Here is a 17,068-nt window from a genome sequence, read left to right on the forward strand (position 1 = left end):
GCGAGTTGTCGATGCTGGTGCACACCCTTCGGGCCCACGCGGCCCGGCTGATCGTCGGGGCCGTCGCGGCCGCGGCCGTCGCCGTCCCGCTGTACGCGTCGCTGAGCAGCCCCGATGCCAGCGCGCAGGCCGGTCCGCGCTGCCTCGCCTGGTTCGGCAACAAGGACGACGGCCAGTGCCTGGGCTACTCGAACGGGACCGGAGGGCAGATCGGGACGCCCTCGATCGGGTTCGGCGGGAACGGCCTGGAGTTCAGCACCGGACCCCTGTTCCCCGGCACCACCATCAACCAGGGCATCGGCTAGCGGCTCTCGCCCGCGGCTCTTCTCTTCTTCTCCGGCTGGCCCGGCTCGAACACCTCGGTGCCGGCCTCGATCGGCGTCACCTGCACCATCGCCGGATCCGGCGATACCCGCTCGGCGATCTTGCGCCGGCTCGCGTCGATGACCGCCCGCGCGGCCGGGCTGCCCGTCACCGCGCGGTACGTTCCAGCCAGCTGCTCGTAGCGTTGCCTGCCTGCCTTGGTGCCCAACACGTAGCCGACGGCCGCAACGGCGACATACCCGATCACAGGGCTCCTCCAGAACTGTCTCGCGTGACGACGCAACCGAATCCGACGCCGTCCATCCCTTCCCATCCTGCCTCACCTTCGGGACTGCGCGCCCTGCCGGGAACGCATTGGCGACCGCGGCCGGACGTAGGCTAGAGTGCTCTCTGGCCCGCGGCACAGCGTCCGCGGGAGGGCAATCCCCTGTAGCTCAATTGGCAGAGCATTCGGCTGTTAACCGAAGGGTTGCTGGTTCGAGTCCAGCCGGGGGAGCCGAGAATTCATGAAGCAGGGGCCACACCCCGTTGTGGGTGTGGCCCCTGTTCATGTGGCTGCTAGCTGTTGCGAGCAGCCTTCTCTCGAGTCTCCTGAGTCTTCGCTTCTGCGCGGGCCTTCTCGGCTTCGGCCTCTTTCTTCGCCACGTCCTTCTGGGCCTCGGCCTTGTCCTGCTGCGCCTTGCCCTCCTCCTGGAGGCTGTCGCGGTTGAGAACGATTCCGAGCACCTGCTTGACGATGCCCACTGCGCCGTTGATGAGGCTGTTCACCGCGGCGAGCGGGCCGCTGTTGCTGTCTGCCATGTCCATAGCTCCTTTTCGTTACGTCGTCTGTCCCGGTACGCTTACCCCCGCGCTAACTTTTGCAAGCATCCAGCTAGCAGTTAGTGAGAGGTGTCACGCCAAAGTCCACCCGCAGTGGTGGGCAGGGGTTGTAATGGGGTTCACCGCCGAAAGAGGGAGCCATGACCCACGCGCCCGACCATCTGCCTTCACCTGATGACTTCCGCAGGAAGTCGGCCCACGTCGACCGGGAATTCTCCGATGCCCGGCGCTATCTCTCGGCCCTGCACAGTGAGGACAACGACGCGCTGCACGCGATGATGGTCGAGATCCACGGCAGCGGCCGGGCCATGAAGATCCTGGCCGCGATGGCCGTGCAGGCCCTCGACTTCGCTGAGCTGGCCGCCGACCGCCTCGGGGGCGACGTCCAGAAGTGGCTCGACCAGTCGGTGATGGCCCAGGACACCGCGGAGAACGAACGCGACCAGACCGAGCTCGGTGGCGAGGGTTGACCAGACTCGGGCCTGCCTATTCTTGAGCCCATGCGAATTTCGCGTGCCCTCGTGGCGCCGATCATGGCGGGGCTGCTGACCGCCGCATGCGGGTGGAGCCCTCCGGCGCCGGCGCCGACGAGCACCAAGGCGTGCGGACCCGGTCCGGGCGCGGCTGCGGTCAGCGACGAGATTTCCCTGCTTCCGCCGGCTTCGTGGACCGAGGCGGCGCGCGGGCACGCGGCCGACTGCCGCCTCAACTGGGTGGTCGTCAGCGCCGGCAGCGCATCCGACAGCCCGCAGCAGGTGCTGTTCTTCGACGGCGAGAAAGGGGTCGGCTCACCGACGCCCGAGCCACGTCCCTACATCACCGTGACGGCCCAGGGTGACCACGACGCCGTCGTGCAGTATCAGTGGCGCCAAGGCTCCGAACCGGCGTGCTGCCCGACCGGTATCGGGTCGGCCCGGGTCACCCTCGAGGACGGCAGGCTCACCATCCTCGACCCTATCCCCGGCCCCTGAGGATCAGATCACGCCCGAGCTGGTCGCGTTCTGGCTGACGTGGTCGTCGGCGTCCGGGATGTGCTCGGGATGGAGCATCTCGGCGTAGCGCAGGGGCTCGGGGATGCCGAAGCCGTCGACGAGCAGCTCGGCGTACGGCCGCAGACGGCGGCAGCGATCGTTGATGGCCCGCGTGACCGCCTTGGCGCGCTCGGTGGACAGGAAGCGGTGCTCGACGAACCACGCCTTGTCCTCCTCGATCACCGACAGGGCGTACAGATCGCACACCATGCCGAGGATCTCGCGGGCGGTCCGGTCCTGGCAGCCGTCGATGCCCGCGACGAACGCCTCGAGGACGATGCGGTCGATGTGGGCCTGCGCGACGTGCAGCACGTGGTCCTGCACGGAGTTGAACGCCTCGAACGCGCTCATCTCCTTGGACTTGCTCTGCAGGCGCCGGGCGACCGAGGCCACCATGTACTCCTCGCGGTCCTCGAGCATCTTGACCTGCGTGCCGCGGTTGAAGAGGCTGCCTTCTTCCTCGTTGTCCTCACGGCTGTCCAGGATTGTCTGCATGATCGTCTGTGCCGCAGTGCGTTTCAGCACCCGCTCGCCGGCGAACCGGGCCGCGAACCCCACCCACTCCACCGGGCTCATGCCCTTGATGTCGTCGGCGTAGGCGGTCAGCAGCTCCTTGGCCACCAGCTGGAACAGCACGTGGTTGTCGCCCTCGAAGGTGGTGAACACGTCGGTGTCGGCCTTGAGCGCGATGAGTCGGTTCTCCGCGAGATAGCCTGCGCCGCCGCAGGCTTCGCGTGCCTCCTGGATGGCGCGGGTGGCGTGCCAGGTGTTGGCGGCCTTGAGCCCGGCCGCCCGCGACTCCAGCTCCCGCTGCTCCTCGGGATCCGGGTCGTCGGCGGTCTGCAGCTCGTGGCACTTGGCGACCAGTTCGTTCTGCGCGAACTGCAGCGCGTACGAGCGGGCGATCAGCGGGAAGAGGCGACGCTGGTGGATGAGGTAGTCCATCAGCAGCACCTCGCCGCCGTCGGGGTCGGAGAACTGGCGGCGCTGCAACGCGTAGCGCGTCGCGATGTCGAGGGCGACACGGGCCGCGGCGCCGGCACTGCCGCCGACGGTGACCCGCCCGCGGATCAGCGTGCCGAGCATCGTGAAGAACCGCCGGTTCGGGTTCTCGATCGGCGAGGTGTAGGTGCCGTCCGCGGCGACGTCGGCGTACTTGTTGAGCAGGTTGTCCCGTGGGATGCGGACGTGGTCGAACTGGATGCGGCCGTTGTCGACGCCGGGCAGCCCGCCCTTGTAGTGGCAGTCCGAGGTGACGACGCCGGGCAGGTCGTTGCCGTCCTCGTCGCGGATGGGCACCACGAAGCAGTGCACGCCGTGGCCCTCACCGTCGGGGGTGATCAGCTGTGCGAAAACCGCGGCCACACGCGCTGTTTCGGCCGCACCGCCGATGTAGTCCTTGCGGGCGGACGGGGTGGGGGAGTCGATGACGAACTCTTCGGTGGCCGGGTCGTAGGTGGCCGTCGTCTCCAGGGACTGGACGTCGCTGCCGTGCCCGGTCTCGGTCATCGCGAAACAGCCGAGCACGTCGAGGTCGATGAGTTTCTGGACGTAGGCCTCGTGATGGCGCTCGGTGCCGAGGTTCTCGATCGCGCCGCCGAACAGGCCCCACTGCACGCCGGCCTTGACCATCAGCGACAGGTCGCTCATCGCGAGCATCTCGATCTGCGTGACGGCCGCGCCGACGTCGCCGTTGCCGCCGTGCTCCTTCTTGAACCCGTCCTCGGCGGCGCCGCGCGAGGCCATGATCTTCATCTGTTCGCCCACTTTGGTGCGGGCGATCACGGTGTTCGGGGTGTAGTGCGGCCGGAAGATCTCGTTGCTGAGTTCCCTCCGCATCCGGTTCTTCACATCGCGCCAGCGTCCGTCGAGAGAATTCCGCAGATACTCCGCAGTGGTGGTCATACCTCGACGGTAGCCCGCAAATCCTTCGCGCAAACTGTGATGTCGCAAACCGTCACCATCGGCGATTGTCCCGATGCGCCGACACGGCGTTGAATCGTCGCTATGACCGAATCAGGGGCTGCCCACGTCGAGGATCACCGGCACGCCGACGTGACGGGAGGGTGGCTGCGCGCCGCCACGTTCGGCGCGATGGACGGCCTGGTGAGCAACACGGCACTGATTGCGGGGGTGGCGGCAAGTGCGGGCCCGAGGACGGTGGTGATCAGCGGGGTCGCGGGACTGCTCGCCGGCGCCTTCTCGATGGCGCTGGGCGAATACACGTCGGTGACGACGGCCAATGAGCAGATCGACTCCGAGGTGCATGTCGAGCGGTCGTCGTTCCAGCGTCAGCCCGAGGCCGAACAGGCCGAGTTGGTCGCCAAACTGGTCGCGCTGGGGATGTCCCCGGAGACGGCGGCCAAGGCGTCCGAGGAGATCCACCAGGACGACCACAAGGCCATCAACTTCCACCTGATCCAGGAGCTCGGCGTCGATCCCCAGGAGAAGCCCTCGCCGTGGCTGGCCGCCGGATCGTCGTTCGTGATGTTCGCGATCGGTGCGGTGATCCCCCTGATCCCGTACCTGCTGGGCTACGAATCCCTCTGGGCGGGGCTGGCTTTCGGCGGGTTCGGGCTGATACTGGCCGGCGCCGCGGCGGCGCGCATCACCCGCCGGTCACCGGCGTGGGGGTCGTTGCGGCAGTTGACGTTCGGCGCGGTGGCCATCGCCGCCACCTACCTCGTCGGGCACCTCATCGGCGCCGCCGCGACCTGAGCGGTCAACTCTCGTTGCCGACGGTGACGGCGCGCGCCTCGTCGGTGAGTTCCTCGAGCGCGGTCTCCTCGTCGTCGATGTGGCTGAGATGCGTGCGCGTCAGCGTGAGGACCACCGCGGCCAACAGCACCGCGCCGGCGCCGACCCAGAACGGCAGGTGCATGCTGACCTGCTCGCCCAGGACACCGGCCAGCCACGGCGCCACCGCGGCGCCGCCGAACCGCATGAAGCTGTATGCCGCCGACGCGACACCGCGTTCCACCGGGGCCGCCTTCATCACGGTCTCGGTGATGAGGGTGTTGTTGATGCCGATCCACAGACCCGCCACCACCACACAGGCGGCCAGCACCGGCTTGTGGTCGGTCCACACCGCCATCGCGGCGAGCGTGGCCGTCATCAGCAGCAGGTTGACCACCAGCGTGCGCACGGTTCCGAAGCGGTGCTGCAGCCGCGGCGCGACGAACACGGACGTGAAGGCGAGCGCCAGACCCCAGCCGAAGAAGATGAGGCCGATCTCCTGGGCACCCATGTCGAGGGGGAACGGGGTGAACGCCAGCAGCGTGAAGAAGCCGAAGTTGTACAGCAGTGCTGTCGTCGCGACACCGAGCAGTCCGCGGTGCGCCAGCGCCCGGAACGGGTCGGCGAGCGTGGTGGCCCGTGCGGCGGGCGGAGTCGAGGGCAGCAGGAACGTGGTCACCAGCAGGGCGACGGCCATCAGCGCTGACACTCCGAAAAACGGCCCGCGCCAGGAGATTTCGCCGAGCAATCCGCCGACGAGGGGGCCGACGGCGATGCCGAGGCCCAGGGCGGCCTCGTAGAGGATGATCGCCTGGGCGACCGACCCGCGCGCGGAGTTCACGATCGTCGCCAGTGCCGTCGCGATGAACAGCGCGTTGCCCAGGCCCCACAGCGCCCGCCAACCGACGATGCCCATCACGGTGTCCGACATCCCGGCAAGTCCGGCGCCGGCGATGATGATCACCAGGCCGATCAGCAGCGTGCGTTTGGGCCCGATGCGACTGGACACCACCCCGGTGATGAGCATCGCCACGCCCATCACCGCCATGTAGCTGGTGAACAGCAGGGAGACCTGCGACGGCGAGGCGTTCAGGTTGTCGGCGATGGGCTTCAGGATCGGGTCGACGAGACCGATCCCCATGAAGGCGACGACGGAAGCGAACGCGACGGCCCAGACGGCCTTGGGTTGGCGCCACATCTGTGTGTGAACAGACACCGGCGAACCACTCCTTTCAGAGGTATCTATCGTGCGGTGGTGCGGGGGGAGGTGGCGTCGGTGATCAGGCGACGCATCACGTCGACCGCCTCGGTGAGGGACGCGCGGTCGGCCTCGCTGAGGCGCTCCAGGTAGGGGTCGACGGCGGCGCCGCGATCGGCACGGGCCTGCCGCAGCGCCTTCTTCCCCTCCGCGGTGATCTTGATCAGAACGGCCCGCGCATCCTGGGGGTCCGCGGTCCGGGTCACCATGCCGGCGTCCTCCAGGCGACGCACCTGCGTGGTCATGGTGGGCTGCGAGCAGTGGTCCAGTGCGGCGAGGTCGGAGATGCGCGCCTCGCCCCTGTCCTCGATCGTGGAGAGCAGCCGGGCCTGGGCGAACGGGATCGGCATCCGTACCCGCTGATTGGCCAGCCGGTTGAGCCGCGCCACCACCGAGAGCAGATCTGCGCCGAGCGTCGAGGACATGACGGCCATGTTTCCATAGAATTCCTATGTATTCCAGCGCGCGTGCCGTGGCAGCGGTCACATGCCGGCCGGCGGGTGCGCGCGCACGGGCTGGCAGAATCGTGAAATGACCACGGCAGGCCCGCAGCGCACCTCGCGACGGTCGGGTTCCCTGCAACCGGTCGAACTGGCCCAGGCCTCGGTGATGGCGGCGCTGTGCGCGGCCATCGCGATCATCGCCGTCGTCGTGCCCTTCGCGGCCGGACTGTCGCTGCTGGGGACCGTCCCGATGGGTCTGCTGGCCTACCGGTACCGGCTGCGGGTGCTGATCACCGCCACGGTGGCGGGTGGTCTGGTCGCCTTCCTCATCGCCGGCATGGGCGGCTTCATGACCGTCGTCAACTGCGCCTACATCGGCGGGCTGACCGGCATCGTGAAGCGCCGGGGACGCGGCACGCCGACGGTCGTCGCCTCCTCGCTGGTGGCCGGCGCGCTGTTCGGGGTGTTCGCCGTCGCCGCACTGACCGTGCTGAGCCGGTTGCGGCACCTCATCTTCGAGTCGATGACCGCCAACGTGGACGGGGTGGCCGCCATCATGGCCCGCGTACCCCAGCTGGAAGGGGCGGCCGAGCGGCTCAAAGACGACTTCGCGACCGCGCTGCAGTACTGGCCGGTGCTGTTGTTCGCCATCGGCGTGGGCACCATCCTGTGGGTCAGCCTCGTCGGCTGGTGGGCGCTGTCGCGGGTGATGACGCGCCTTCTCGGCGTTCCCGACGTACACAAGCTGGAGACCCCGATCGGCGATGGCCCGATCGACCCGGTTCCGCTGCAACTGCACGACGTCCGGTTCCGGTATCCGTCCTCGCCCAAAGACGCGCTGGGCCCGGTGTCGATGTCGGTGCAGCCCGGTGAACACGTCGCCGTCACCGGGGCCAACGGCTCCGGTAAGACCACGCTGATGCTGGTGCTCTCCGGCCGCGAACCGACCGCGGGGACGGTGCAGCGTCCGGGTGCGGTCGGGTTGGGCCGTACCGGCGGCACCGCGGTGGTGATGCAGCATCCCGAGAGCCAGGTGCTGGGCACGCGCGTCGCCGACGACGTGGTGTGGGGCCTGCCGCCCGGGACGTCGATCGACGTCGACCGGCTGCTCGGCGAGGTCGGACTCGACGGATTCGGCGAGCGCGACACCGGTGGGCTGTCGGGCGGTGAACTGCAGCGCCTCGCCGTGGCCGGAGCGTTGGCACGCGAACCCGCCCTGCTGATCGCCGACGAGGTCACCAGCATGGTGGACCAGGACGGCCGCGAGGGACTGATGTCGGTGCTGTCGGGTCTCACCCGCCGTCACCGCACCGCGCTGGTGCACATCACGCACTACAACGACGAGGCCGAGGCGGCAGACCGCACGGTCACGCTGAGCGGGAACGGCGCCAGCGCCGACAACGTCGCCGGCCCGGAGATGGTCGAGACCGCCGAGGCGCCGGTGGCCTCGGCCGACCCCGACCGCCCCGCCGGGCCGCCGGTGCTGGAACTGCGCGGAGTCGGTCACGTGTACGGCTACGGCACGCCGTGGGCGAAGACGGCGCTGAGCGGAATCGACTTCGCCGTGCACGAGGGCGACGGCGTGCTGATCCACGGCCTCAACGGGTCGGGCAAGTCGACGCTGGCGTGGATCATGGCCGGGCTCACCGTGCCAACCGTCGGTGAGTGCCTGCTCGACGGCGCACCGGTGTCCGAACAGGTTGGGGGCGTGGCGATCTCGTTCCAGGCGGCCCGGCTGCAGCTGATGCGCAGCCACGTCGCGCTGGAGATCGCCTCGTCGGCCGGGTTCTCGATGTACGACCAGGCCAGAGTCACCGAAGCCCTGAACACCGTCGGCCTCGACCCGACGCTGGCCTCCCGCCGCATCGACCAGCTCAGCGGCGGTCAGATGCGGCGCGTCGTGCTGGCAGGCCTGCTGGCCCGCAAGCCGAGGGCGCTGATTCTCGACGAGCCGCTGGCGGGGCTGGATGCGGCCTCGGCACGCGGATTGTTGCGGCTGCTCGAGGATCTGCGCCGGCGCCGGGGGTTGACCGTCGTGGTGATCTCGCACGACTTCGCTGGGCTGGAGGACCTCTGCCCGCGCACACTGCACCTGCAGGACGGCGAGCTGGCGACCGCTCCCACCACCGCGGGAGGGCTGTCATGAGCGCCCGCAAACAGCGCAGGCAGGTGGTGTTGCTGCGGCCGGTGCCGGGACGCACGGTGATCCACGACCTCTGGGCGGGCGCGAAACTGCTCATCGTCGCCGGCATCGGGGTGTTGCTGACGTTCTATCCCGGCTGGGTGCCGATCGCGGCGGTGGCGATCCTGGTCGCGGTGGCCGCCAGGATGGCCCACATCCCGCGCGGGGTGCTGCCCACGATCCCGCGCTGGCTGTGGTTCCTGCTCGCATTGGGTGCGCTGACCGCCACCTTCGCCGGCGGCAGCCCGGTGATCGCGCTCGGCTCGGTGGAGATCGGTCTCGGCGGGCTGCTGAACTTCCTGCGCATCACCGCGCTGTCGATCGTGCTACTCGGCCTCGGTGCAATGGTGTCGTGGACCACCAACGTCGCCGAGATCGCTCCCGCGGTGGCCGCTCTGGGCCGCCCGTTGCGCCCGCTGCGGATCCCCGTCGACGACTGGGCGGTGGCAGTGTCGTTGGCGCTGAGGGCGTTTCCGATGCTGATCGACGAGTTCAGCGTGCTCTACGCGGCGCGCCGGTTGCGACCGCAGGACGTCGACGTGCACCGGCGGGCGCGGGGACGTCGCTGGGCCGCCGAGCTGATCGACCTGCTCGCCGCCGCGATCACCGTGGCGTTGCGGCGGGCCGACGAGATGGGCGACGCGATCACCGCGCGCGGTGGGGCCGGCCAGATCTCGGCCGCGCCGTCGCGGCCCGCACGACGTGACTGGGTGGCGTTCGCGGTCGTCATCGTCGTGTGCGCGGTGGCGCTGGCCGTCGAGCTGACGGTGTTGCCCACCAGCGCCGCGCGCAGCTGAGCCATTACGGTGAAGGGCGTGACGGCGCCCCGAACAGTCGACGCGGACTTCCTCGCTCTGCCCCGCCAGGCCCTCGCTGACGCGGCGTTGAGCACGGCGCTTCACGCCGGTGCGAGCTACGCCGATCTGCGGATCCACGCGATCACCACCGAGACCGTGCAGTTGCGCGACGGCGCCCTGGAGAACGCCGTCGTCGACTACGAGATCGGCCTCGCGGTGCGGTTGATCGTCGACGGCACGTGGGGTTTCGCGTCGCACGCAGAGTTGAGCCTCGATGCGGCCGTCGAGACGGCGCGGCGCGCGGTGCGGGTGGCCACCACGTTGGCGGCACTCAACGCCGAACGCATCGAACTGGCGCCGGAACCGGTGTACCGCGACATGACGTGGGTGTCGGACTACCGCATCGATCCGTTCGCGGTGCCCGTCGGGGAGAAGATCGCCGTGCTCGAGGACTACTCGGGCCGGCTGCTGGCGTCCGACGGGGTCGACCACGTGTCGGCGTGGCTGCATGCGGCCAAGGAGCAGACGTTCTACGCCGACACCTTCGGTTCGTCGATCACCCAGCAGCGTGTGCGGGTGCTGCCGAATCTGGACGCGGTCACGGTGGACGCGGCGGCGGGCACGTTCGAGACCATGCGCACGCTGGCCCCGCCGACCGCGCGCGGCTGGGAAGCCGTTGCCGGTGACCAGGTCTGGGACTGGACCGGTGAGCTGGGCGAGCTGCCCGCCCTTCTGGCGGAGAAGGTCAAGGCGCCCAGCGTCGTCGCCGGCGCAGTCGATCTGGTGATCGACCCGTCGAACCTGTGGCTGACGATCCACGAATCCATCGGGCACGCCACCGAATACGACCGCGCCATCGGCTACGAGGCGGCCTACGCCGGCACGTCGTTCGCCACGCCCGACAAGCTGGGCCGGATGGCCTACGGTTCGGCGGCGATGAACGTGACCGCCGACCGCACCGTCGAGCACGGGCTGGCGACCGTGGGGTTCGACGACGAGGGCGTGCGCGCGCAGAGCTGGGATCTGGTGCGCGACGGGCTGTTCGTCGGTTATCAGCTCGACCGGGTGTTCGCGCCCCGGCTGGGGGTGGCCCGCTCCAACGGCTGCTCCTACGCTGATTCGGCCCACCATGTCCCGATCCAGCGGATGGCCAACGTGTCGCTGCAGCCCTCACCCGAGGACGTCAGCACCGAGGATCTGATCGCGCGGGTGGACGACGGGATCTACATCGTCGGCGACAAGAGCTGGTCGATCGACATGCAGCGGTACAACTTCCAGTTCACCGGTCAGCGGTTCTTCCGGATCCGGGACGGCAGGCTCGACGGGCAGGTGCGCGACGTCGCCTACCAGGCGACCACCACGGAGTTCTGGGGTTCGATGGAAGCCGTTGGCGGACAATCGACGTGGCGTCTCGGTGGCGCGTTCAACTGCGGCAAGGCCCAACCCGGGCAGGTCGCCGCGGTCAGTCATGGCTGCCCGTCGGCGCTGTTCCGCGGCATCACCGTGCTCAACACCCGTGAAGAGGGCGGACGATGATCGGCGCGGCACAGGTCGTCGACGTCGCGCTGGCCGAAGCGGCGCGGCTGGGCCGGGCCGACGAGACGATCGTCCTGGTCACCGATCGCGTCGACGCGGCACTGCGGTGGGCGAACAACACGATGACCACCAACGGCGAATCGACCAGCCGGACCACCACCGTCATCTCCATCGTCCGCAGTGGCGACGACGCGCACGTCGGTTCCGTGCGCTCCAGCGCCGTCGATCCGGCGGTGCTCGTCGACCTGGTCGCCGCGTCGCAGCGGGCCGCAGCCGCGGCGCCCCCGGCCCGCGACAACGCGCCACCACTGCCCGGCGGCGAGCCGCCCTCGGACTGGGACGCGCCCGTTCCCGGGACCGGTGCCGACGTGTTCTCCAGCTTCGCAACAGATCTCGCGCGTGGCTTCCGAGGTCGCGACACGTTGTTCGGGTATGCCCGCCACATCCTGGAGACCACGTTCGTCGCCACGTCGGGTGGGCTGCGGCGGCGCTTCACCCAGCCGACCGGTTCGGTCGAGATCAACGCCAAGCGAGATGGCGCCAGCGCGTGGGCGGGGGTGAGCACCCCCGACTTCGCCGGGGTGTCCACCGATGCCCTGCTCGAGGAGTTGAACACCCGGCTGTCGTGGGCGCGGCGCACCGTCGAGTTGCCCGCGGGCCGCTACGAGACGATCCTGCCGCCGTCCACGGTGGCCGACCTGATGATCTACGTGACGTGGACGATGGGTGGGCGTGGCGCACAGGAGGGCCGCACCGCGCTCGCGGCGCCCGGCGGCGGCACCCGGGTGGGGGAGCGGCTGACGGATCTGCCCCTCACGCTGTACTCCGACCCGCACGCATCGGGGCAGAAGTGCGCGCCGTACGTGGCGGTGTCGACGTCCTCGGAACGAGCCTCGGTGTTCGACAACGGAATGGACATCGAGCGGGTCGACTGGATCCGGGACGGCGTGATCAACGCCCTGGCCTATCCGCGGGCGGCGGCCGCGGAGTTCGGCGCCCCGGTCGCCATGGGTGCGGACAATCTGCTGATGACCGGAGGGTCGACCGCGCTGCCGGACATGATCGCGTCCACCGAGCGGGGACTGCTGCTCACCACGCTGTGGTACATCCGGGAGGTGGATCCGTCGGTGCTGCTGCTGACCGGCCTGACCCGCGACGGGGTGTATCTGGTGGAGGACGGGGAGGTGACCGCTGCGGTGAACAACTTCCGGTTCAACGAGAGCCCGCTGGACCTGCTGCGCCGGGCCACCGAGGCGGGGCTCAGCGAGGCGACACTGCCGCGCGAGTGGGGCGATTGGGCCACCCGCGCACAGATGCCTTCCCTGCGGATTCCCGACTTCCACATGTCTTCGGTCAGTCAGGCGCAATAATCACTCGGGTGAGCGACCGCGCGCTGCCCGAACGGCTGGCCGATCTCGTCGCGCTGTCCTCGGGGGACAGCCGCGCCGACACCATGATCCGGTTGACGTGCGGGCGGGCGCTGTCGCTGCCACCGCTGCCGGTGCCTGCGGACCTCGCCGACGGTCGCTCCGATGCCGAGCTGGTGCTGGCCGCGTTCGCCGAGCAGTTCTGCACCGACGTCACCGGCATCGGCGACAACCAGCGGCAGCGATTCACGCAAGCCTACGGAGACAACGCCTTTCGCGTGGTGGTCGCGGTGTTCGTCGCCGACTTCGTGCCCCGGGTGTGGGCGGGCTGCGAGGCCCTCGGGCTCGGCAGGCCGGGCTCGGTCTCCGAGGTGGCCTGGGACGCCGACGGAGATCCGGTGGAGCACCTGCTCGGTGGGTTCGTGCCCGCGGTGGCGCGGCTGCGCGAGCTCGATGCCGTGACCACGGAGGTGGTGCGGCTGCGCGGAGCCGCGGCGCACAACTGCCGGCTGTGCAAGTCACTGCGCGAGGCGCATGCCCTCGACGAGGGAGGCTCGGAAGACCTGTACCGCCAGATCGAGGACTTCGAGACGGCGCCGGACCTGTCGGAGGCGCACAAGGCGGCGCTGCGTTACGTCGACGCGCTGATCTGGTCGCCGTCGCAGATCGACGACGCGGTGGTGGACGGGGTACACAAGCACTTCTCGGAGAAGCAGTCGTTCGAGCTGACGCTGGACGTCATGCGCAACGCCGCCAACAAGATCGCCGTGTCGCTGGGCGCGGACGCGCCTAGGGTGGCCGAGGGCGCCGAGCGCTACGAGGTGGACGAGGCGGGACAGACGATATTCGCCTGACCGGCGGTGTGCGACCATGGTGCGCGCCGGGGCGGTAGCTCAGTCGGTCAGAGCCGTGGACTCATAATCCATTGGTCGCGGGTTCGAGCCCCGCCCGCCCCACAGAACTTCGAGGTGGACGACAGTCAGACGATCTGTGCGTGTGAATCACCGCCCGCACCCTTGCGGGATACGGGCGGTGATTTCACGAGGCGCTATCAGACTCGGGCGTTCCTTAGAGCTGTCCGAGGATCTGGTTGAGAAGGTTGATGATGTTCTGCAGGATGCCACTGAGAATGCCGTTCGGCCCCGCCAGTGCGCACAACAACTGTCCGAGCAGACCATCGGACGGGATCGCCGTGATGACCAGGTGGACCTGATTCAGTTGAACCCGAAGACCGAGGAGGTTCAGGTCCAGCGGCCCGAGGGTGAGGTCGAGGACGGAGCAACTGGCCTGCTGGTTCGCGAGCTGAACCTGGGTGCCATCGGCGGATGTGTACGACGACGGCTGAGCAGGCGCGGCCGGGGGGAACTGAATATCGGCAACGGGCATGGCGACCTGCTGCTTGACATTGCCCTTGCCGGGGTTCCCGGGTGATCCCGGTCCCTGACCCGGCTTGGGACCCTGTGCCTGGGGCGGGGTCACCAGTCCGGTGAGCTCACCGAGAAGCGCAATGCCCTTGGGAGCCGACTTATCGGCCTGAGCACTGTTGGCGGTGAAGGTACCGGTGAACACCTGCTCTCCGGTGGCCAGGTCTTTACCGGTGACGGCAATGGTCTTCTGGCTGACGGGTGCGTTCGGTGGCTGGGCCGATGCCACGTTCCCTGACACGAACCCGAACAGCGCTACCAGCGCGGTGCTCAGCAGCACCACCAGCGCCCTTGTTAGTGCTCTCATTAACTGACTCCTTTGTTCCTGCGGGGTGGGAGAGGTGACGCTGCGCCAGTCGGCGCAGAGCCCGCAGGTGGAGCCCGACCCCCCTAAGGCGGCTCTTCCTGCCCCACCGCCGGGTTTGCCCCGCAGTATTGGTTCTAACCCCAATTCAAGGATCTTTTTTCGTGGGCGTTAGTTTGCCTTCAAAGGACTAATTAACTGGCGCGTAGCTTTGGACTTGTCAACGTGCAGCTCTACCAGTAGATACTGCCAACGGCCGCCTTGGTGAAAGATTGCGGCCGTCAATCCTGGAGTGCCCACGCGGCCCCGGAAGCTTTGCGGCGGCGGCGGCGCGTCCCTCGGGACGGTTCGGGGGACCGAGGGACTCGGTAGCTGCCTCATACACCGGCGCCGGTGAGGGCGGCCTCGTACTCGCCCGGTGGAACGTGGCGCGCACGGCGTCAGCGACGCCGCAGCGACTCCCAGTCGTGCTCGGCTTCGAGTTGCGCGATGAGTCGCGACGTCTGTTCGCGCATGAGCAGGGTCAGGCCGACGCCGATCACGATGGCCACGACGAGCGCGATCCAGGAGAATCGCGAGAGCCAGCGCTCGGCGGCGACGCCCGCGTAGTAGATGACGGCGGTGGTGCCGCCGGCCCAAACCACCGCTCCGCCGGCGTTGGCCGCGAGGAAGCGGGGGTAGCGCATCCTCATGGCGCCGGCCAGCGGACCCGCGAAAATCCGCAGCAGCGCGATGAATCGACCAAAGAACACCGCCCAGACGCCCCACCGTTCGAACAGGCCCTTCGCCAGCGCGACGTGCCCCGGCCCGAAATGTTTCGGGAAACGGTTGCCCAGTCGTTCGAACAGCGACATCCCGAACCGTCGCCCGATCGAGTATCCGATGGTGTCGCCGACGATGGCTCCGGTGGCGGCGGCCGCCGCCACCCCCACCGGGCTGATGTCGAGGGTGTGGCGCGACGACAGCAGCGCGGCGCTGACCAGTGCGATCTCGCCGGGCAGCGGGATGCCGAGGCTCTCGATGCCGATGACGGCGCCCACCACCAGATACACCGCGATCGGTGGAATCGCCTGCAGGAGTGCCTCGACGTTCATGCCGGTGCTACAACTGCCAGTCGTTGGAGCCGTCGTGCCGGGAGTACGTGCCGCCGCTGGAGTTCTTCACGACGATGGGGTCGCCGGCGCCGAAGTTGTCGTAGAACCACTGGGCATTGGCCGGGCTGATGTTGATGCAGCCGTGGCTGACGTCGCGCTTGCCTTGGTCGGCGACCGACCAGGGAGCGCTGTGGACGAAGTCGCCGCTGTCGTCGAAGCGGACGGCCAGCTCGACGGTCGTCTTGTATCCGTAGGTGGAGTCGACCGGAACCCCGTAGGTCGAGGAATCCATCACCACCGACGGCATCTTCTCCTGGACGTAATAGGTCCCGTTCGGCGTCTGGTGGCCGCCGGCGGCCATGCCCATCGACATCGGAATCGTCTTCTCCACGGTGCCGTTGCGGGTGATGGTCAGTTGGTGGGTGGCGTCGTCTGCTGTGGCGATGAGGCTGTCGCCGGTCTGGAAGCTCGATACCGCGCCACCGGCATCGACGGTCACCGCGGTGTGCGCCGGCCAGAATTCGAGTGGGCGCCACCGCAGCTGTGTGGGTGTCATCCAGTAGAACTTGCCCGGAACCGGCGGGACCGAGGAGACGTGGATGGCGGTTTCGGCGGCGACGGAGTTGTCGACGAGTCCGGGGAAGTCGATGATGATCGGCTGGGCGACGCCGACGGTGGAACCGTTGACCGGAGCGACTTTCGGCGGACCGAAGGGCGCCACTCCGACGAACGGCGTCGGGTCCTGTCCCGCAGGCGAACCCGCGGCGGGCTGGGCGACTGCGGTTCCTGCGCCCACCATCACAACCACGCACACCATCGATGCAATGCCGACTGCCTTGCCGGCGGCGAAGGCCCTTCTCCACGTCAAGTCCGACATACCCGTCCTTCCGTCGTGGCAACAGTGTTCCACAGCGGTGCTTCAGTTCTCGGCGTCTCGGGAGGTGAGCTTGACGGAGGACACCGACTGCGTGCCGCTGAGTCCCTTGAGTTCGACCTCGACCGGCTCCTCGAATTCGATGTCGTCTGACCTCATCGCGTTCCGCAGCTCGCCGCTGACGAGGATCTCGCCGCCGGCCGCGAGATCTGCGATCCGCGCCGCCATCGCGACATTGCGGCCGAACAGGTCGTCGCCCCGCCGGACCGACGTGCCCGCGTGGATACCGATCCGCACCCGGATGCCGTCGTAGCGCTCTGTCTCGTCGAGCAGGGCCCGCTGTATGGACATACTGCACCGCACGGCGTCGGCGGGTTCGGCGAAGGCGACCATGAAGCCGTCGCCCTGGTTCTTGAGGACGTAACCGTGGTGGTCTGCGACCTGCCGCTGGACCAGCCCGTTGTGCCGTTCGAGGACCTTGACCCATTCCCGGTCGCCGAGTGACTCGTTGCGTTGCGTGGAACCTTCGATGTCTGAGAAGACCAGCACGACCCGGCCATCGGAGGTGATGCGGGCCAGGTCCGGTCGTTCGACGCGGGCCCACGCAGCCAGCTCGTCGACCGAGCTGCGGACGTTGCCGACGATGCCGTGCCGGATCAGCGCGTCGGCGTTCTTCAGTGTGTGGGTGACGGTCTTGACCGCCAGCGGCGCAACCCCGGGTCGCCTCCGGCGGCCGTCACGCGGTGGACGTTCGCGGCTGCGTCGCAACTCTTTTCGCGCATTCGCGAGTTGGCGCCGCGACACGATGAGCAGCACGCCGAGCGTGATCAGCCCTGCCGACAGAATCAGGGCGATGACCAGCAGCGCGATGTCCAC

At 68.7% G+C, this 17,068-nt stretch carries 18 protein-coding genes and 2 tRNA genes; 11 read left to right on the forward strand and 9 right to left on the reverse strand.

What is annotated here, in order from left to right; translation table 11 throughout:
- Positions 1 to 11 precede the first annotated feature (11 nt).
- Positions 12 to 305: a DUF7155 family protein gene (locus tag G6N45_RS14720; protein ID WP_163722974.1), complete on the forward strand. Its 294-nt coding sequence runs from the start codon at positions 12 to 14 to the stop codon at positions 303 to 305.
- Here G6N45_RS14720 and G6N45_RS14725 read toward each other — a convergent pair.
- The gene (locus G6N45_RS14725; protein ID WP_057148949.1) at positions 302 to 571 is read right to left on the reverse strand and encodes a hypothetical protein; all 270 of its coding nucleotides are present in this window, start codon (positions 569 to 571) and stop codon (positions 302 to 304) included. The genes G6N45_RS14720 and G6N45_RS14725 overlap by 4 nt on opposite strands.
- A 176-nt stretch (positions 572 to 747) precedes the next feature.
- Here G6N45_RS14725 and G6N45_RS14730 point away from each other — a divergent pair.
- Positions 748 to 820: transfer RNA gene (locus G6N45_RS14730), tRNA-Asn, on the forward strand.
- Between the two features lie 62 nt (positions 821 to 882).
- Here G6N45_RS14730 and mbp1 read toward each other — a convergent pair.
- Entirely contained in the window at positions 883 to 1,125 is a 243-nt protein-coding gene (gene mbp1 / locus G6N45_RS14735; RefSeq protein WP_057148950.1) for a microaggregate-binding protein 1, read from the reverse strand.
- Positions 1,126 to 1,286: 161 nt separating this feature from the next.
- Here mbp1 and G6N45_RS14740 point away from each other — a divergent pair, with 161 nt between their 5' ends.
- Both G6N45_RS14740 and G6N45_RS14745 read left to right on the forward strand, forming a co-directional pair.
- Entirely contained in the window at positions 1,287 to 1,616 is a 330-nt protein-coding gene (locus G6N45_RS14740; RefSeq protein WP_163722975.1) for a hypothetical protein, read from the forward strand.
- A 30-nt stretch (positions 1,617 to 1,646) separates the two neighbouring features.
- Entirely contained in the window at positions 1,647 to 2,117 is a 471-nt protein-coding gene (locus G6N45_RS14745) for an LppP/LprE family lipoprotein (RefSeq protein ID WP_163722976.1), read from the forward strand.
- A gap of 3 nt (positions 2,118 to 2,120) precedes the next feature.
- Here the strand turns inward: G6N45_RS14745 and G6N45_RS14750 are convergent, their stop codons facing one another.
- Entirely contained in the window at positions 2,121 to 4,082 is a 1,962-nt protein-coding gene (locus tag G6N45_RS14750) for an acyl-CoA dehydrogenase family protein (RefSeq protein ID WP_057148953.1), read from the reverse strand.
- Positions 4,083 to 4,184: 102 nt separating this feature from the next.
- Here G6N45_RS14750 and G6N45_RS14755 point away from each other — a divergent pair, with 102 nt between their 5' ends.
- The gene (locus tag G6N45_RS14755) at positions 4,185 to 4,895 is read left to right on the forward strand and encodes a VIT1/CCC1 transporter family protein (RefSeq protein WP_163722977.1); all 711 of its coding nucleotides are present in this window, start codon (positions 4,185 to 4,187) and stop codon (positions 4,893 to 4,895) included.
- A 4-nt stretch (positions 4,896 to 4,899) separates the two neighbouring features.
- Here the strand turns inward: G6N45_RS14755 and G6N45_RS14760 are convergent, their stop codons facing one another.
- Positions 4,900 to 6,111, reverse strand: coding sequence for an MFS transporter (locus G6N45_RS14760; RefSeq protein WP_163728448.1), 1,212 nt, complete (start codon positions 6,109 to 6,111; stop codon positions 4,900 to 4,902).
- A gap of 44 nt (positions 6,112 to 6,155) precedes the next feature.
- A complete protein-coding gene (locus G6N45_RS14765; RefSeq protein ID WP_163728450.1) occupies positions 6,156 to 6,596 on the reverse strand; it encodes a MarR family winged helix-turn-helix transcriptional regulator in 441 nt (146 codons plus the stop codon).
- A gap of 106 nt (positions 6,597 to 6,702) precedes the next feature.
- Between G6N45_RS14765 and G6N45_RS14770 the strand changes: the two genes are divergently transcribed.
- The 6 genes from G6N45_RS14770 to G6N45_RS14795 all read left to right on the forward strand — a co-directional run bounded on the left by G6N45_RS14770 (position 6,703) and on the right by G6N45_RS14795 (position 13,452).
- Positions 6,703 to 8,760 carry an ABC transporter ATP-binding protein gene (locus G6N45_RS14770; protein WP_163722978.1) on the forward strand — a complete coding sequence of 686 codons (2,058 nt, stop codon included), beginning with the start codon at positions 6,703 to 6,705 and terminating at the stop codon, positions 8,758 to 8,760.
- Entirely contained in the window at positions 8,757 to 9,593 is an 837-nt protein-coding gene (locus tag G6N45_RS14775) for a CbiQ family ECF transporter T component (RefSeq protein WP_163722979.1), read from the forward strand. Before G6N45_RS14770 ends, G6N45_RS14775 begins: the two co-directional genes overlap by 4 nt.
- Before the next feature lie 18 nt (positions 9,594 to 9,611).
- Positions 9,612 to 11,129 carry a TldD/PmbA family protein gene (locus tag G6N45_RS14780; RefSeq protein WP_163722980.1) on the forward strand — a complete coding sequence of 506 codons (1,518 nt, stop codon included), beginning with the start codon at positions 9,612 to 9,614 and terminating at the stop codon, positions 11,127 to 11,129.
- A complete protein-coding gene (locus G6N45_RS14785) occupies positions 11,126 to 12,499 on the forward strand; it encodes a metallopeptidase TldD-related protein (RefSeq protein WP_163722981.1) in 1,374 nt (457 codons plus the stop codon). The genes G6N45_RS14780 and G6N45_RS14785 overlap by 4 nt, the downstream gene beginning before the upstream one ends.
- Before the next feature lie 8 nt (positions 12,500 to 12,507).
- Positions 12,508 to 13,350, forward strand: coding sequence for a carboxymuconolactone decarboxylase family protein (locus tag G6N45_RS14790; RefSeq protein ID WP_163722982.1), 843 nt, complete (start codon positions 12,508 to 12,510; stop codon positions 13,348 to 13,350).
- A gap of 28 nt (positions 13,351 to 13,378) precedes the next feature.
- Positions 13,379 to 13,452: transfer RNA gene (locus tag G6N45_RS14795), tRNA-Ile, on the forward strand.
- Between the two features lie 112 nt (positions 13,453 to 13,564).
- Here G6N45_RS14795 and G6N45_RS14800 read toward each other — a convergent pair.
- The 4 genes from G6N45_RS14800 to G6N45_RS14815 form a co-directional block, all read right to left on the reverse strand.
- On the reverse strand, positions 13,565 to 14,203 hold the full coding sequence (locus G6N45_RS14800; protein ID WP_163719582.1) for a hypothetical protein: 639 nt from the start codon (positions 14,201 to 14,203) through the stop codon (positions 13,565 to 13,567).
- 461 nt (positions 14,204 to 14,664) lie between these two features.
- The gene (locus G6N45_RS14805) at positions 14,665 to 15,318 is read right to left on the reverse strand and encodes a DedA family protein (protein ID WP_163722983.1); all 654 of its coding nucleotides are present in this window, start codon (positions 15,316 to 15,318) and stop codon (positions 14,665 to 14,667) included.
- 7 nt (positions 15,319 to 15,325) lie between these two features.
- Positions 15,326 to 16,135, reverse strand: coding sequence for a L,D-transpeptidase (locus G6N45_RS14810; protein WP_246229102.1), 810 nt, complete (start codon positions 16,133 to 16,135; stop codon positions 15,326 to 15,328).
- A gap of 102 nt (positions 16,136 to 16,237) precedes the next feature.
- Positions 16,238 to 17,068, reverse strand: a complete 831-nt coding sequence (locus G6N45_RS14815) for an adenylate/guanylate cyclase domain-containing protein (RefSeq protein ID WP_246228695.1) — start codon at positions 17,066 to 17,068, stop codon at positions 16,238 to 16,240.

The organism is Mycolicibacterium psychrotolerans, from assembly GCF_010729305.1.
GTDB lineage: Bacteria > Actinomycetota > Actinomycetes > Mycobacteriales > Mycobacteriaceae > Mycobacterium > Mycobacterium psychrotolerans.

What these genes read in the sequence shown, in the direction of transcription:
- G6N45_RS14720 (WP_163722974.1), top strand. Translation starts at nt 12, where the DNA reads ATGCTGGTGCACACCCTTCGGGCCCACGCGGCCCGGCTGATCGTCGGG.
- mbp1 (WP_057148950.1), bottom strand. Translation starts at nt 1,125, where the DNA reads ATGGCAGACAGCAACAGCGGCCCGCTCGCCGCGGTGAACAGCCTCATC.
- G6N45_RS14740 (WP_163722975.1), top strand. Translation starts at nt 1,287, where the DNA reads ATGACCCACGCGCCCGACCATCTGCCTTCACCTGATGACTTCCGCAGG.
- G6N45_RS14745 (WP_163722976.1), top strand. Translation starts at nt 1,647, where the DNA reads ATGCGAATTTCGCGTGCCCTCGTGGCGCCGATCATGGCGGGGCTGCTG.
- G6N45_RS14750 (WP_057148953.1), bottom strand. Translation starts at nt 4,082, where the DNA reads ATGACCACCACTGCGGAGTATCTGCGGAATTCTCTCGACGGACGCTGG.
- G6N45_RS14755 (WP_163722977.1), top strand. Translation starts at nt 4,185, where the DNA reads ATGACCGAATCAGGGGCTGCCCACGTCGAGGATCACCGGCACGCCGAC.
- G6N45_RS14760 (WP_163728448.1), bottom strand. Translation starts at nt 6,111, where the DNA reads ATGTGGCGCCAACCCAAGGCCGTCTGGGCCGTCGCGTTCGCTTCCGTC.
- G6N45_RS14765 (WP_163728450.1), bottom strand. Translation starts at nt 6,596, where the DNA reads ATGTCCTCGACGCTCGGCGCAGATCTGCTCTCGGTGGTGGCGCGGCTC.
- G6N45_RS14770 (WP_163722978.1), top strand. Translation starts at nt 6,703, where the DNA reads ATGACCACGGCAGGCCCGCAGCGCACCTCGCGACGGTCGGGTTCCCTG.
- G6N45_RS14775 (WP_163722979.1), top strand. Translation starts at nt 8,757, where the DNA reads ATGAGCGCCCGCAAACAGCGCAGGCAGGTGGTGTTGCTGCGGCCGGTG.
- G6N45_RS14785 (WP_163722981.1), top strand. Translation starts at nt 11,126, where the DNA reads ATGATCGGCGCGGCACAGGTCGTCGACGTCGCGCTGGCCGAAGCGGCG.
- G6N45_RS14805 (WP_163722983.1), bottom strand. Translation starts at nt 15,318, where the DNA reads ATGAACGTCGAGGCACTCCTGCAGGCGATTCCACCGATCGCGGTGTAT.
- G6N45_RS14810 (WP_246229102.1), bottom strand. Translation starts at nt 16,135, where the DNA reads ATGGTGTGCGTGGTTGTGATGGTGGGCGCAGGAACCGCAGTCGCCCAG.